We start from the raw sequence: 12663 nt of genomic DNA, 5'->3' as shown, positions 1-12663 counted from the left end.
CGTCCTAAATACAAACAGCGAAGGGAATCCGTAATTGCTGCTCAGCGCACTGACTTAATGCGATGAGTTGATTCTCGTCGTCGGAGGCTCAGAGAACCATGAGAATGGTCCTAATTAAACGGATGCCGAACTCTTGAGTTGTTCGTGAACATGAGCTGAAAAATCAGCGGCTTACGCCTACTTAAACGAATAGCGATGGGGAATTCGGATGGGACGGCCAGACGCAAAAATGCCGGCGCGCGGGCCGGCATTTTGATTAACGAAGCAGAACGTAACGATGATTAAAATGGCGTCATAACAACAAGAAGCGTCGCACCAGCAAATCCGGGGACGGGAAATTCGTTAAACATTCTGTGCCGCTTGTGAGAATGCTTATTTTCGCCTCGTTAAACCGCCCGGGAAAAACATCGCAATAAGCGTGAGAAATAAGCACGAGCAGGACGATGCCCGGGTTGGCGTGCTTTAAGCTGCGAGGCTATGTCTCAATGAGGAAACCCCTCCATGTCAACCTCCCCTGTCGTGCTGGAAATCTGTGCGGGTTCGGTTACCTCATGCCTGGCGGCGCAAGAAGGCGGCGCGAGCCGTGTCGAGTTTTGCGACAACCTGCTGGAAGGAGGCACTACCCCTTCATACGGCGCCATCGCCAGCGCGCGCGAAAAACTGCAGATACAGTTGAACGTCATCATCCGCCCGCGCGGTGGTGACTTTCTATATTCAAATGTCGAGTTTGACGTGATGGCGCGAGATATCCTCGCCTGCAAACGGCTCGGCGTCGACGGCGTGGTGATCGGGTTGCTCACCGCCGACGGTGATATCGATGTGCCTCGTACCCGGCATCTGGTGGAACTGGCTGCGTCCATGCCGGTCACGTTTCACCGGGCGTTCGACGTAGCGCGTGATCCGTTTGAAGCGCTGGAAGACGTCATTTCCACAGGCTGCAACCGCCTCCTCACCTCCGGACAGGAAGCCAGTGCACCGGAAGGTGCTGCGCTCCTCAGCAAGCTGCGTGAGGCCGCCGGGGAGCGCCTGGTGATCATGCCGGGCGCCGGCGTGCGGGTGAACAATATTGCGCAACTGGTCGCGCAAACCGGTTGCGTCGAGTACCACACCTCCGGACGCGTGCCCTTCCCCAGTGGCATGCGCTATCGCAATGAACGGGTAAAAATGGGCGGTCCGGGACAGGATGAATACGCGATCGTGGAGACGTCGGCTGACCTGGTGAAACAGATTCTTTCTGAAGCGAATCAAGCGTGGCAACACGTGCACCGCTTGACGTGACCATGCGGTAACGCAATTTAGAACGGCTTGATCACCACCAAAAGCGTCGCACCGAGCAGCCCGAGGATGGGAAACTCGTTAAACAGTCTGTACCACTTGTGCGAACGTTTATTTTCGCCACGTTGAAACCGCCCGAGCAAAACCCCGCAATAAGCGTGATAAATAATCACCAGCGCGACAATGCCCAGCTTGGCGTGCATCCATCCCTGCCCGCGCCCGATTCCCATTACCAGCAGCAGCCACAAGCCGCATGCCAGCGCCGGCACAGCAATAAACGTCATGAAGCGGAACAGCTTGCGCGCCATCTGCAGCAGTCGCCGCGTGGCTGCCGCGTCGGTTTCCGACGCGAGGTTGACGAAAATTCGCGGCAGGTAGAACAGGCCGGCGAACCACGAAGCCACTAATACTATGTGCAGCGATTTGATCCAGAGCATCGGAGGCATTTTCTCGATTTATTGGCGTATTTCGCCGTGGCCCAGCACCACGTATTTCAACGACGTGAGTCCGTCCAGTCCAACCGGGCCGCGCGCATGCAGTTTGTCGTTCGAGATGCCAATTTCGGCACCCAGGCCGAATTCGAAACCATCGGCGAAACGCGTTGAGGCATTCACCATCACGCTTGCCGAATCGACTTCACGCAGGAAACGCATCGCACGGTCGTGGTCTTCCGTGACGATCGCATCCGTGTGATGCGAGCTATAGGTGTTGATGTGATCGATAGCTTCGTCAAGATCGTTCACCAGCTTGATCGACAGGATGGGGCCGAGATATTCGGTGCTCCAGTCGGCCTCGGTGGCGTCCACGAGCGGGCCGCTGAATTTTGCCTCGTTCAGCACGGCGCGCGCCGCGGCATCCACGCGCAGTTCCACCTCTTTTGCCTGGAACGCCTTTGCCAGCACCGGCAGCGCCTGAGCCGCAATGCTGCGCGCCACCAGCAGCGTTTCCATGGTGTTGCAGGTGCCGTAGCGATGCGTCTTGGCGTTGTCGCACACGTTGAGCGCCTTGTTGAGATCCGCGCGGTCGTCCACGTAGACGTGGCAGATGCCATCGAGGTGCTTGATCATCGGCACCCGGGCTTCTTCCATCAATCGCGCGATCAGGCCCTTGCCGCCGCGCGGCACGATGACATCGACGTATTCGGTCATGGTGATCAGCTTGCCCACCGCCGCGCGATCCGCCGTCGCCACGACCTGCACCGCGTCCTGCGGCAAGCCGGCCGCTTCCAGCCCTTCACCAATCAATTTCGCCAGCACCGTATTGCATTCCAGCGCCTCGGAACCGCCGCGCAGAATGGTCGCGTTGCCGGATTTGAGGCAAAGCGCGGCTGCGTCGATGGTCACATTCGGACGCGATTCATAAATGATCCCGATCACGCCGAGCGGCACGCGCATCTGGCCGACCTGAATCCCGCTCGGCCGAAATTTCAACCCGCTGATTTCACCGATAGGGTCAGCCAGCGCGGCCACTTGCCGCAAGCCTTCGATCATCGTATTCAGCGCTTTATCGGAAAGCGTCAGGCGGTCGATGAACGCGGCGTCATGGCCTTTGTCGCGAGCGTGGGCGAGATCTCGCGCATTCGCGTCCTTCAACGTGGCGCGCTCGCGTTCTATCGCGTCGGCGACCGCGTTGAGTGCGGCGTTTTTCGCAGCCGTCGACGCGCGCGCCATCGCGCGTGAAGCCTGGCGCGCGCGGCGGCCGAGGTCGGTCATGTATTCGTCGATGTTGGTCATCGTCATTCTCTTGGGTTCGTTCGACGCTTGATGTGGCGAGGCTGTCAGATCGGACGGCATGCCAGCAACCGATTTTAAGCCGTTGTCAGGCTGGGCGCTTAGTAGCCGGCGCGGCTGCGGGCGGCTTGCCGTGCAGTGGACTGCCCGACGACGCGACGGTCATCGCGAGTTCGAACATGCCGTCCCACGGATCGGGCGGCGGATCGCCTGGGTTTGCGCTGCCTCGCGGACCGCCACCGCCGGATAATCCCTTCACCTGCCTGTCCAGCTTCGCCGCCAGCGACAATGCCTTTTCAAGCGCCGCTTCGCTCACGCGCGAGAGCGCGGGTCCGATCAGCCGCTCGCGAGGTCCCCAGACGCGGTTTTCGCGTAGCAGCGTGGCGAGCGGCTTGCCCGCCGCAACGCCGCGTTTCATGCGCAGCAGCGTGCGGATTTCTTCCACCAGCGCCCAGATCACGAGCGTGCCGGCTTCGCCCTCGCCCTTCAGGCCGTCGAGCATGCGCGTCAAGCGGCCGACGTCGCCGGTCAGCATGGCTTCGTTGAGCTTGAACACGTCATAGCGTGCGACGTTGAGCACCGCGTCATGGATCTGTTCGAACGTCAGCACGCCTGCGGGATGCAGAAGCCCAAGCTTCAGGATTTCCTGATGCGCGGCAAGCAGATTGCCCTCCACCCGTTCCGCGATAAACACCAGCGCCCGCCGTCCGTCCTCGCCCGGCGCCACGCGCTGGTTTTGCGCGCTCAGCCGCTGGCCGATCCACATGGGCAACTGCGCACGCTCGACCGGATCGATCTTCATCATCACGCCCGGCCCGCTCAGCGCTGTGAACCACGCGGACTTTTGCGTGGCGGCATCGAGCCGTGGCAAGGTGATAAGCGTGAGGACGTCGGGGTTATCGGCGGCGGCCAGGGTTTTCAACGCCTCGCCGCCTTCCTTGCCCGGCTTGCCGGTGGGAATGCGCAACTCAACCAGTTGGCGGTCGCCGAAGAGCGACATCGACTGGCTCGCGCCCAACAACGAACTCCAGTCGAAATAACGGTCGACGACAAACACCGATCGATCCGTGAAACCCTGCGCCCGGGCCGCCGCGCGAATCTTGTCGCACGCTTCCTGCGCGAGCAGATGCTCGTCGCCATAGACAACGTACAAGCCCTTCAGGCCTTTCGCGAGGTGCGCGTCGAGCGCGTCGAGTCGAAGTTGCATGGTTTTTCGTGACGTTCCGGCGCTTAGAGCGGCGGCACAGGCAACGGCGCACGCGGCGCGATGCCCGGCAAAGCCTCGCTCGGCGCCGGATGCAGCGAACGCACCACTGCAAGCCGGCGCGTCAACTGGTCCACAGCGTCGAACTGCATGTCGCGATACAGCGTCTGCGCTTCAATACCCTTCGCCAACGTGAACTGATCGCTATATGTCAGCGCCCGGTTCAGCGAAATCACGCTCGGCGGAATCAGCAAGGTACCGTCGGCGCCCACCATCGAATAATTCAGGTTGTAGTCGAGTTCGTACTCCTGCACGACGCCTTGTGCATTCAGACTCAAGGTCTTCATGCCGTTGCCGCCGGTCAGCGAAAGGATGGCGTCGGGTTTTTCCGACACCTTGACGATCACGGTGTCGCTGCCGCCTTCCACTACTCGCTGGAGGCGTCCAAGCATTTCCGGCGTGCCGCCGCTAATGGCGAGCCGCTTGAACGCGTAGTCCTGCTGCCCGCGCAACTGGAAGCCGCAGGCGGACAGCAGCACCGCGCTGCACGCCAGCGTCAGGATCGAGCGCCGGCTGATCGCGCGCTTCGTCGTCGTGTTGGTCGAATTCAAGCTGACAGCTTTCCTGCTCACAACGTCCTCCAGGATTTTCATGGCGCGCGATCTCCGGCTCATACGACCACGTTCACCAGCCGGCCCGGCACCACGACGACCTTCTTCGGCGTGCGCCCTTCCGAAAACTTCGCAAACATTTCATGGGCGACCGCCGCCTTTTCGATGTCCTCGCGCGATGCATCTTTCGCCATGATCAGCGAGCCACGCACCTTGCCGTTGACCTGCAAGACCAGCTCGATTTCAGCTTGTTCAAGCGCGGCTTCATCCACTTTCGGCCAGGATGCGTCGAGCAAACCGCCATGCAGATCGGCATAACCGAGTTCTTGCCACAACTGGAACGTGATATGCGGCACGACCGGATACAGCACACGCAGCAATACGCCGAAGGTTTCGGTCAGCACGGCGGGCGTTGCGTCCTTCGCGCTATCCACGGCATTCAGCATCTTCATGGCCGCCGAGACGACCGTGTTGTACTGCAAGCGGCCGTAGTCGAAATCGGCCTGCTTCAGGATGGTGTAGATCTCGCGGCGCAGCGTGCGATCGGAGTCGTTGAACTTCGATGAATCGAGCTTGGCATGTGTTTTAAGCGCATCGGCACGGCCATGCGCGAGTTGCCACACGCGGCGCAGGAAGCGGCTCGCGCCTTCCACGCCCGTACCCGACCACTCGAGCGACTGCTCGGGCGGCGCAGCGAACATGACGAACAGACGCGCGGTGTCGGCGCCGTAGGCATCGATCAGCAATTGCGGATCAACACCGTTGTTCTTCGACTTCGACATCTTCTCCACGCCGCCGATCACCACCGGCTTGCCATCGGCGTTCAGCACCGCGCCGACCGGGCGGCCTTTGTCGTCGTGCGTGACGGTTACGTCGACGGGGTTGATCCACGTCTTCTTGCCCGCCGCGTCTTCGCGGAAATAGGTTTCGTTCAGCACCATGCCCTGCGTGAGCAGGTTCTTCGCCGGCTCGCCGAACTTCACCAAGCCCAGGTCGCGCATGACCTTGGTCCAGAAACGCGAATACAACAGGTGAAGAATCGCATGCTCGATCCCGCCGATGTACTGATCCATCGGCATCCAGTAATCGGTGCGTTCGTCGACCATCGACGTGGCGTCCGGCGCGGCATAACGCGAGAAATACCAGGCTGAATCGACGAAGGTGTCCATGGTGTCCGTCTCGCGCTTCGCCGGTGCGCCGCACTTCGGGCACGTGCAATTGACGAAGGCTTCGGATTTGGCGAGCGGATTGCCCGTGCCGTCCGGCACCAGGTCTTCCGGCAACACGACCGGCAGATCAGCTTCCGGCACGGGCACATCGCCGCAAGTCGCGCAGTGGATGATCGGGATCGGCGTGCCCCAGTAGCGCTGGCGCGAAATGCCCCAGTCCCGCAGACGCCAGGTGATTTGTTTATCGCCGAGATTTTGCGCTTTCAGGTCGGCGGCGATTGCGCTGGTCGCGTCTTCGAAACCGAGGCCGTCGTACTTGCCGCTGTTGATCAGCGTGCCCACGCCCTTCTCGCCGTACCACTCTTCCCAGGCGTCCGTGCTGTAGGTCTTGTCTTGCACCGCGACCACTTGCTTGATCGGCAGCGCGTATTTTTTCGCGAATGCGAAATCGCGTTCGTCATGGGCCGGCACGCCCATCACGGCGCCTTCGCCGTAGCTCATCAGCACGTAATTGCCAATCCACACTTCGACCTTTTCCTTCGTCAGCGGATGCGTGACGAAGAAGCCGGTCGGCATGCCCTTCTTTTCCATCGTCGCGACGTCGGCTTCAGCCACGCCGCCGCGTTTGCATTCTTCGATGAACGCCTGCAAACCCGCGTTATCGCGAGCAAGGCGCGTGGCGAGCGGATGTTCAGCAGCAACGGCAGCGAAGGTCACGCCCATGATGGTGTCGGCGCGCGTGGTGAACACGCGCAGCAATTTGCTCTCGCCGTCGATCTCGTACGGGAAGCCGAAATTCACGCCGAAGCTCTTGCCGATCCAGTTCTGCTGCATCACCTTCACGCGCTCGGGCCAGCCGAGGCCTTCCAGGTCGCCGAGCAACTGATCCGCGTAATCCGTGATGCGCATGTAGTACATCGGGATTTCGCGCTTTTCCACCAGCGCGCCCGAACGCCAGCCGCGCCCGTCGATGACTTGTTCGTTCGCAAGCACCGTCTGGTCTTCCGGGTCCCAGTTGACCGTCCCGGTCTTCTTATACGCAATGCCCTTTTCCAGCATCTTCAGGAACAGCCACTGGTTCCATTTGTAGTACTCGGGCTTGCACGACGCAATTTCACGCGACCAGTCGATAGCCAGCCCCATCGACTGCATCTGCTTCTTCATGTAGTCGATGTTGTCGTAAGTCCACTTCGCCGGCGGCACGTTGTTCGCCATCGCGGCGTTTTCTGCCGGCATGCCGAACGCGTCCCAGCCCATGGGCATCAGCACGTTGTGGCCGTTCATGCGCAGGAAGCGGTACATCACGTCGTTGATGGTGTAGTTGCGCACGTGGCCCATGTGCAACTTGCCCGACGGGTACGGCAACATGGACACGCAATAGAACTTGGGCTTGTCGCTGATTTCGGTCGCCCGGTAGACATCTTTCGCGCGCCAGTCGCTTTGCGCTGCGGATTCGACGTCGGCGGGTACGTATTTATCTTGCATGGTGTGGTTTTTGGCGGTTTTGCCTTTCGGCGTTGCGGCAGTACTGCCTGGCGGCGGTGCTCGGCTGGCGTCGGTTGCGGGTTCTGCCCGGATTCTGCCCGGGCTTTGCCAGGATCGCAGCCCCTCGGGCCGCTGCCTGGCGCTATTCCAACCCCGGTTGGGCGCGCCCGCGCGGCCAAAACGCGATTATACCGTTGGGGCAGAAGGTTCCGGCAGTGTGCGTTCCAGCGCCTTGGGCTTGCGTCGCGCATGGGACTTTTATCCCGGCGAAGCGCTGCAGTCGAGGGCTCTGCGTTGGTTTGGCTTTGGAGCGTCGGTTTGGCTTTGGAGCGTCACTCGTCCAGGTGCTAATGCGCCGGCTTCACCTGATCCGTCACGAAGCCGATCTTGTTCAGCCCCGCGCCCTGCGCCGCCCCCATCACCTGCGCGATCACGTCGTAGCGCGTGTCCTTCGACGCCCGCAAGTGAATCTCCGGCGGCGTTGCGCGTTTGCCTTCAGCTGCGAACTGGCTTCGCATCTGCTCGAGCGTGATCGGCTTATCGTTCCAGTAGAGCTTGCCGGTGGCATCGATGGAAAGCGTGATCGTGTCCGGCGTCTCGTGCGCGGCTTGCGACGCGACCTTCGGCAAATCAAGCCGGATAGCATGCGTGAACAACGGCGCCGTGATGATGAAAATCACCAGCAACACCAGCATGACGTCGATCAACGGCGTCATGTTGATCTCCGCCATTGGCGCGCCGTTCGATTTCTTGTCCAGTCCGCCGAATGCCATGATGTGCTCGTCCGGATGCGTGGTCTTGAAGGGTCAGGTCTGAATACCGCGACGTCTTAGACCGCGTGGTCTTGAACGACGGGTGCGCTCTTGACGCGGCGCGGCGCCACACCGCTTGTATAGGCGTGCAGGTCGTGCGCGAAACCGTCGAGTTCTTCCGAAATCTGCCGCACGAGCCGCCCCAGCACGTTGTACGCAAGCACGGCGGGGATTGCCACGACCAGCCCGAACGCGGTCATGATGAGCGCCTCGCCGACCGGGCCGGCTACGTTCTCGATCATCGCCTGTCCGCTCGCCGCAATACTTCCGAGCGCGTGATAAATGCCCCACACGGTGCCCAGCAAGCCGACGAACGGCGCCGTACTCCCCACCGACGCCAGCAAAACCTGCCCGAACTCAAGCCGCCGCTGAGATGCCAGCAACGCATGCCGCAACGCGCGCAATACCCGCTCGCCGGGCTCCACATGCGCGATCAGCGCCCCCGGCATTTCCGCTTCCGTGGCTCGCCATGCAGCAACCGCGAGCGGCAGATACACGCGCTCCCGATCCACTTTTCGCAATTCCGCGATGCCCTCGGCCAGCGTCGGCGCCTGCCAGAAACGCTGCACGGCTCGCGGCCCCTGACGCTTCGCGCGCACCAAAACCCACGCCTTCACGATGAGAAAACACCAGCTCGCCACCGACATGGCCAGAAGCACGCCCGCGACGCCATGCGTGATGCCGTCGCTGCTCTGCAGGTAATGGATGATGCCGGTTGTAGCCATCGGAAAAAACCCCGGGGTTTGGGTGGCTCAGAATCAGCTCAGAATCGGGCTCAGCGCAAACCGAGCACGTCTTGCATATCGAAGAAACCGCGCTCGCGGCTCGCAAGAAAGCGGGCGGCGCGCAACGAGCCCTGCGCATAAGACAGACGGTTGGACGACTTGTGCGTGATCTCGACCCGCTCGCCAATGCCCGCGAACAACACGGTGTGATCGCCGACAATGTCGCCGCCGCGAATCGCAGCGAAACCGATGGTCGATGGGTCGCGTTCCCCCGTCACCCCTTCGCGGCCGTACACGGCGCAATCCTTCAACTCGCGGCCGAGCGCGTGCGCAATGGTTTCACCCATTGCAAGCGCAGTGCCCGAGGGTGCGTCAACCTTGTGCCGGTGATGCGCCTCGATGATCTCGATGTCGTAACCTTCGGCAAAATGCTTTGCCGCGAATTCGAGCAGCTTGAGCGTCACATTCACGCCCACGCTCATGTTCGGTGCGAACACGATCCCGATTGTTTCGCCGGCCGCACGCAAGCGGACTTTCTGCTCATCGCTGAAACCGGTGGTACCGATCACCATTTTCACGTTATGCCGCAACGCCGCTTCCAGATGCACGAGCGTGCCTTCGGGACGCGTGAAGTCGATCAGCAGGTCCGCGTTGGCGAAAACCTGCTCAATATTGTCAGTCAGCAAAACGCCCGTCTCTTGCCCGAGGAACGCGCCCGCGTCCTGGCCGAGTTGCGGCGATCCGGTTCTGTCGAGCGCACCGGCCAGCGTGGCGTTGGCGTCCTTGAGAACGGTTTCTATGAGCATGCGGCCCATGCGGCCCGATGCGCCGGCAATGGCGATTTTCATGGCGTGTCTCGCGTGAGTTGGGGCGATGAAGTCAGAAGCATGGCAGCGATACGACAGATACGGCGGCCGCATGGCACACGGCCGCCCGAACAGGACAGGTCTCGACGAAACCAGACAAAGCAGGCGGGCAACGTACGTCGGCCCGCCGTTCTGCTTAGTTGGTGGTCGTTGCCGGCACGGAGGACGCGCCTAAACCGTTGCTCGTGTTCGCCGGGGCAGGCGACGTGCCTTGCGGACCCACAGCGGTGCTGTCCGGGATCGTGATCGTATTCGGACGACGTTGCAGCTGGATCTGCGAGTTGCCTGCCGCGTTGACGTTCGGCGGCAATCCCGGGTTGCCCGGCACCGTCGGCATGGCCGACGAGCGGGTGCGGCCCGTGGGTGCCTGCACGGCGTCGGTCGCGCGATTGGCGGCTTGAGCGGCTTGCTGGTTGGCGTCGCCGGCAAATGCGTTCGACGCATTCGATGCATCCGGCTGGACGCCCGACGCACTCGCCGTTCCCGCGACCGCTGCGCCGCTAGCGGACGTACCCGCTGCAGCAGCTGCGTCCGTTGCGCTGGCGCCGCTGGCTGAAACGGCCGTGGCCGCAGCCGTAGCGGCGGTGAGCTTGCGGCCCTTGTCGCCGTCAATTTCGGCAAGCAATTCGAGATTCGAAGGCAAACCCTCGCCACCCGACCAGCTCGCTACGTGATCGCCCGCGAACAACACGACGAAATCACGCTGCTGCACGACCGACGTGGAACCCCGCTTGAAGTAGAAAACGTAGTCCCAGCGATCCGCATGGAACATGTCCGCCAGCAACGGCGTGCCCAGCAGCGTCTTCACCTGGTCGCGCGTCAGGCCGACCTTCATCTGGCTCGCCGCTTCCGCTGAAACGAAGTTCCCCTGCACAACCGTGATCCGATACGGTGTGATGCGCTGCGCGATGCTTTGCGTAACGCTATCGTAAGCGGAACAACCAGCCAGGACGGTCATAGTGGCGGCAGCGATCAAGGTTCCGCGCATACGACGGCTCTCCCGGCTATTCAATAAAGATTTTAGAAACATTTCACCCTTCATTTCACCCTTCGCCTGGCCCATCGCCCGTGGGGGCGCAAGAAGTTTCGGAGTCTTTCGGAGATCGCGCCATTTCGTTCGGATGGTGACCGGAACGGTAAAAACGCATTACTATGAGAACCTTGAATTGTACTCTAGGGATGCCTAGCGATGACCAATCCCGCCGATCTGAAAAATATCGGGCTGAAGGCAACCTTGCCCCGGCTCAAGATCCTTGAGATTTTCCAGCATAGTCCTGTGCGTCACCTGACTGCAGAAGACGTGTATAGAAACCTGTTGCACGAAGAACTCGACATCGGTCTCGCCACCGTGTACCGCGTGCTTACGCAGTTCGAGCAAGCCGGCCTGCTGACGCGGAGTAATTTCGAGTCGGGCAAAGCCGTGTTCGAGCTGAACGAAGGGACCCATCATGACCATCTGGTGTGTCTGGACTGCGGCAGGGTGGAAGAGTTCTTCGACGCTGAAATCGAAAGCCGTCAGCAGGATATCGCGAAGGAGCGCGGCTTCAAGCTGCACGAGCACGCGCTTGCACTGTATGGCACGTGTACGAAGGAGCAGTGTCCACACAGAAAGAACTGATTTCAATTAACCGTTCGTGCGTGTGGTTCAGCGCGCAACGTGTAAAAAAGCCGCCGGTTCTTGCAAACCGGCGGCTTTTTTTCAGCTTGATTTCAGATCAACAACGCTGCATCACTTCGCATTAGCCAGTGCTACGGCCGTGTCCAGCATGCGGTTCGAGAAGCCCCACTCGTTGTCGTACCAGCTTGATACCTTCACCAGACGGCCCGACACCTTCGTGAGCGTCGCGTCGAACGTGGATGAAGCCGGGTTGTGGTTGAAGTCGATCGACACCAGCGGCGCGGTGTTGTAGCCCAGGATGCCCTTCAACGAGCCTTCCGATGCTTCCTTCATGATCGAATTCACTTCGTCCACCGTCGTGTCGCGTGCAGCAATGAACGACAGATCCACGATCGACACATTGATGGTCGGCACGCGAATAGCGTAACCGTCCAGCTTGCCGTTCAGTTCCGGCAACACCAAGCCCACCGCCGACGCAGCACCCGTCTTCGTCGGGATCTGGCTATGCGTGGCCGAGCGCGCGCGACGCAAATCCTCGTGATACACGTCCGTCAGGACCTGGTCGTTCGTGTACGCATGGATAGTCGTCATCAGGCCGTTCACCAGGCCGATCTTGTCGTTGAGCGGCTTGACCAGCGGCGCGAGACAGTTCGTTGTGCACGATGCGTTCGAGATCACCGTATCCGACGCCTTCAGCACGTGATGATTCACGCCATAGACAATGGTTGCGTCAACGTCCTTACCGCCCGGCGCCGAGATGATGACCTTTTTCGCGCCAGCCTTGATGTGCGCGCTGGCCTTTTCCTTCGTTGTGAAGAAGCCGGTGCATTCCATCACGACGTCCACGTTCAGCTCGCCCCACGGCAATTCGCCCGGATTGCGGGTGGCCAGTACGCGAATCCGGTCGCCATTGACCACGAGGTAGTCGCCATCCACCGACACAACGCCGGGGAACTTGCCGTGCGCCGTGTCGTACTGCGTCAGGTGCGCGTTCGTGTTGGCGTCGCCGAGGTCATTGATGGCAACAATCTCGATGTCGTGCTTCTTGCCGTTTTCATACAAGGCGCGCAGCGTATTGCGGCCGATCCGGCCGTAGCCGTTGATTGCAACGCGAATCGTCATGATCTATCTCCTGATGGCTGAAAAAAGGTTCCAGTTCGCTGCTGCC

At 60.9% G+C, this 12663-nt stretch carries 12 protein-coding genes; 2 read left to right on the top strand and 10 right to left on the bottom strand.

Features of this window, described 5'->3' with window-relative positions; genetic code table 11:
* Positions 1–501 precede the first annotated feature (501 nt).
* Positions 502–1278: a copper homeostasis protein CutC gene (locus ACSQ36_RS02465; protein WP_436180787.1), complete on the top strand. Its 777-nt coding sequence runs from the start codon at positions 502–504 to the stop codon at positions 1276–1278.
* 17 nt (positions 1279–1295) lie between these two features.
* Here the strand turns inward: ACSQ36_RS02465 and ACSQ36_RS02460 are convergent, their stop codons facing one another.
* The 9 genes from ACSQ36_RS02460 to ACSQ36_RS02420 form a co-directional block, all read right to left on the bottom strand.
* Entirely contained in the window at positions 1296–1712 is a 417-nt protein-coding gene (locus tag ACSQ36_RS02460; RefSeq protein ID WP_213768518.1) for a CopD family protein, read from the bottom strand.
* Positions 1713–1730: 18 nt separating this feature from the next.
* The gene (locus tag ACSQ36_RS02455; protein ID WP_436180786.1) at positions 1731–3008 is read right to left on the bottom strand and encodes a glutamate-5-semialdehyde dehydrogenase; all 1278 of its coding nucleotides are present in this window, start codon (positions 3006–3008) and stop codon (positions 1731–1733) included.
* 85 nt (positions 3009–3093) lie between these two features.
* Entirely contained in the window at positions 3094–4212 is a 1119-nt protein-coding gene (gene holA / locus ACSQ36_RS02450; RefSeq protein ID WP_436180785.1) for a DNA polymerase III subunit delta, read from the bottom strand.
* A 23-nt stretch (positions 4213–4235) separates the two neighbouring features.
* The gene (locus ACSQ36_RS02445; protein ID WP_213768537.1) at positions 4236–4787 is read right to left on the bottom strand and encodes an LPS-assembly lipoprotein LptE; all 552 of its coding nucleotides are present in this window, start codon (positions 4785–4787) and stop codon (positions 4236–4238) included.
* 92 nt (positions 4788–4879) lie between these two features.
* On the bottom strand, positions 4880–7474 hold the full coding sequence (gene leuS / locus ACSQ36_RS02440) for a leucine--tRNA ligase (RefSeq protein ID WP_436180784.1): 2595 nt from the start codon (positions 7472–7474) through the stop codon (positions 4880–4882).
* Between the two features lie 347 nt (positions 7475–7821).
* Positions 7822–8247 carry an ExbD/TolR family protein gene (locus ACSQ36_RS02435; protein WP_436180783.1) on the bottom strand — a complete coding sequence of 142 codons (426 nt, stop codon included), beginning with the start codon at positions 8245–8247 and terminating at the stop codon, positions 7822–7824.
* 56 nt (positions 8248–8303) lie between these two features.
* A complete protein-coding gene (locus ACSQ36_RS02430; RefSeq protein ID WP_436180782.1) occupies positions 8304–9011 on the bottom strand; it encodes a MotA/TolQ/ExbB proton channel family protein in 708 nt (235 codons plus the stop codon).
* Positions 9012–9061: 50 nt separating this feature from the next.
* Positions 9062–9859, bottom strand: a complete 798-nt coding sequence (dapB, locus tag ACSQ36_RS02425; protein ID WP_436180781.1) for a 4-hydroxy-tetrahydrodipicolinate reductase — start codon at positions 9857–9859, stop codon at positions 9062–9064.
* A 154-nt stretch (positions 9860–10013) separates the two neighbouring features.
* Positions 10014–10865, bottom strand: a complete 852-nt coding sequence (locus ACSQ36_RS02420) for an outer membrane protein assembly factor BamE (RefSeq protein WP_436180780.1) — start codon at positions 10863–10865, stop codon at positions 10014–10016.
* Between the two features lie 201 nt (positions 10866–11066).
* Here ACSQ36_RS02420 and fur point away from each other — a divergent pair, with 201 nt between their 5' ends.
* Positions 11067–11495, top strand: coding sequence for a ferric iron uptake transcriptional regulator (gene fur / locus ACSQ36_RS02415; protein WP_213768526.1), 429 nt, complete (start codon positions 11067–11069; stop codon positions 11493–11495).
* A 111-nt stretch (positions 11496–11606) separates the two neighbouring features.
* On the opposite strand, the gene gap is transcribed toward fur, so the two are convergent.
* Positions 11607–12617, bottom strand: a complete 1011-nt coding sequence (gene gap, locus ACSQ36_RS02410) for a type I glyceraldehyde-3-phosphate dehydrogenase (RefSeq protein ID WP_213768527.1) — start codon at positions 12615–12617, stop codon at positions 11607–11609.
* Between the last annotated feature and the right edge of the window lie 46 nt (positions 12618–12663).

Origin of the sequence: Caballeronia sp. LjRoot34 (genome assembly GCF_964253815.1) — a bacterium.
GTDB lineage: Bacteria > Pseudomonadota > Gammaproteobacteria > Burkholderiales > Burkholderiaceae > Caballeronia.
This window is presented reverse-complemented; position numbering and strand designations above follow the sequence as displayed.